This window comes from Prosthecobacter sp., from assembly GCF_044373815.1.
In the GTDB taxonomy this organism is placed as follows: domain Bacteria; phylum Verrucomicrobiota; class Verrucomicrobiia; order Verrucomicrobiales; family Verrucomicrobiaceae; genus Prosthecobacter.
Genome location: NZ_JBIPNG010000692.1, coordinates 1 through 2,594, shown reverse-complemented (window position 1 = coordinate 2,594; position 2,594 = coordinate 1). Strand labels below are relative to the sequence as shown.

Here is a 2,594-nt window from a genome sequence, read left to right as displayed (position 1 = left end):
CGGGTAACCAGCTGCAGCAGCGTGTCCCGCAGCGGCTCCAGTTCCAGTCGCTTTGCATTCATGCGCCACCGCAGCTTGTTACCCGCATCCGGGTGTTCAGGATTGCCCGTGCTCGCCAGCCGGTACGTGCGGCTCAGCATCATCGCACGAATCATCTTCTTCACCGACCACCCACCTTCCACAAAACGAATCGCCAGATGATCCAGCAACTCCGGATGCGTCGGATCACTCCCCGTGATGCCAAAATCATCCACCGTGCGCACGATCCCTTCGCCAAACAAATGCTGCCACAAGCGGTTCACCGCCACGCGTGATGTCAGCGGATGCGTCGCCTGCGTCATCCACTGCGCCAGCTCCAGCCGTCCCGAGGACTTCGCCGGAATCTTCGGCAGCGGGGGCAGGGCAGGCATGCCCAGCCCACCACGTTCCGGCGCAGCCTTGCGATCATGCGGATCACCACCCACCGCGAGCTCACAGTCTTTCGCATCACCTTCAATGACACCCATGCAGAAGTGCGGATCCACATCATAGCGGATCGTCGTCTTCGGATTCCCCTGCGCCCGAATATCATCCATCGAATGAATCCCCTCCGGCAGCTTCGCTGGCGGCCCGACTGCCTCATCCAGCTTCGTGGGCAGATCCACCAGCATCTCCGGATCCACATAACCCGAACCATTCATGTCACTGCGATTCGCCTGACCCGGCAGCGTGCGACTGCTGTAAAAAATGCCCGCCAGCGCATAATAATCCTTCTGGCTCACCGGCTCCGTTTTGTGATCATGACACCGCGCACAGCTCAGCGTCAGCCCCATGAACGCACGCGACACCACATCAATCTGATCATCCACCTGATCGAGCACAAACTGCTCATAGTCCCCCTCCTGCAGATTCACGCTCCCCAGCGCCAGCATGCCCGTCCCCACAATCTGGTCACGCTTTTGCAGCACCGTCGTGGCAGGCAGCAGGTCACCCGCAATCTGCTCCGCGACAAATCGATTGTAAGCCTTGTCCTCATTCAGCGAATCGATCACCCAGTCGCGATACCGTGCTGCATACAAAAACGGAGCATTCCACACCCGGCCCACACTGTCCGCATACCGCACCACATCCAGCCAGTGCCTCGCCCACCGTTCACCAAATCGTTCTGATTGCAGAAACGCATCCACCACCTTCGCAAACGCCACATCATCCGCCGCCGCATCCTTCACAAACCGCTCCACCTCCTCCTGCGTCGGCGGCAGTCCACGCAGATCAAACGAAGCCCGCCGAATCAGCGTCAGCCGCGAAGTATCGCCAATCGGATGCAGATTATCCTTCTCCAGCCGCGCAAGAATAAAGCGGTCAATGTCATCCTTCGGCCACGCCGCATCCTTCACCACCGGCACCGCCGGGCGCAAGATGCGCTGGTACGACCACGGCGTGTCATTGTCATATTTCTCTGCCGCAGGAAGCATCCCCGCAGAGATAAGAGCACCGCAGAGCCAGAATGCTCTTGAACGTAAATGCTGTGTCTTCATGGTTGGTGGTAGATAAAAATATTCGCCTCACCTCTTCGCCTTCAGCCACACGCTCAAGGCCTTCACATTCTGCACAAAATCCAGGCTGTAGATCACACCACCCGCAGGCCGCGTTTTCTTCCCGCCCGCATCGCGCATCCATCCACGCTCCTCATCCGTCACGGCCCACGAGCCATCCGCCTGCTGCTCCTTCAAAATCATCGCAATCTCCCCCTCCGTCGGTGGCGAAGACCACCGCTCCTTCTCCACGCGTGGAAAAACGACCTTCTCGCCCCGCGCAATCTTCCTTCCAAATGACTCAATCGCATCCACCTCACTATCCCATTTCCACCCATAGTTGGAGGAAGCCTTCTGGTCCGAATAAGTCAGCACAAACCCCTTGCCGCCTTCACCGCGTTCAAAGTACAGCGGCTTGTTCGTCTGCAGCTCATAGTACCGCGCGATCCTTCCATCCGGCAGCAGTGACTTCCGCAAATACGCAAGCGCCCGCGGCAGCGGTGCCAGGTATTTCTTGTCACCCGTGGCCGCCGCCAGCTTCAGCAGCGCCCACATCGCTGATTGGCTTTCACGCCCGCAGATCGCACTCGGCTCAAACGCGCGGCTCCAGCTTGGATGCATCTCCTTATCATACTGCTGCGCCCACGCCGGCTGCGGGTCAGGCATCTGCGCCGTGACAAGAAAATCCCCGCCACGCTTCGCCGCCTCCAGATACTTCGCCCCCCCCCGCAGCTGCCACGCCAGCAGCAGCGTGCTCATCAGCGTCGCATGCGTGTTGTCATTGAGCACGTAGCATCCCGTGAAATCCTTCGGCCACTTGCGCGGCCAGTCGCTGGGATAAATCCCCGCCTTGATCGGATACTTCGCTACCGGCGGCGGCGCACTCGGCCACGTGTCCCAGTTCGCACTCCATCCACCCGCCGGATACTGCGTCGCCATGATCGCGCTCAGCGCAAAATCCGCCGCCTCCTTGATCTCCGCATCCTTGCCCCCCAGCGCATGGTCCACCCGCACCAGCAGCCGCGTCGCCGCCTGCGAGACATCATCGTCAAACGTCGAGTAGTTGTTCTTGTTCGTATG

At 59.9% G+C, this 2,594-nt stretch carries 2 protein-coding genes; both read right to left on the bottom strand.

What is annotated here, in order from left to right; translation table 11 throughout:
* Nucleotides 1-1,454, bottom strand: a 1,454-nt coding sequence (locus tag ACIREA_RS30360; RefSeq protein ID WP_397386057.1) for a DUF1549 and DUF1553 domain-containing protein, incomplete at its 3' end; no start/stop codon positions are given.
* A gap of 90 nt (nt 1,455-1,544) precedes the next feature.
* Nucleotides 1,545-2,594, bottom strand: a 1,050-nt coding sequence (locus ACIREA_RS30355; RefSeq protein ID WP_397386056.1) for a polysaccharide lyase, incomplete at its 5' end; no start/stop codon positions are given.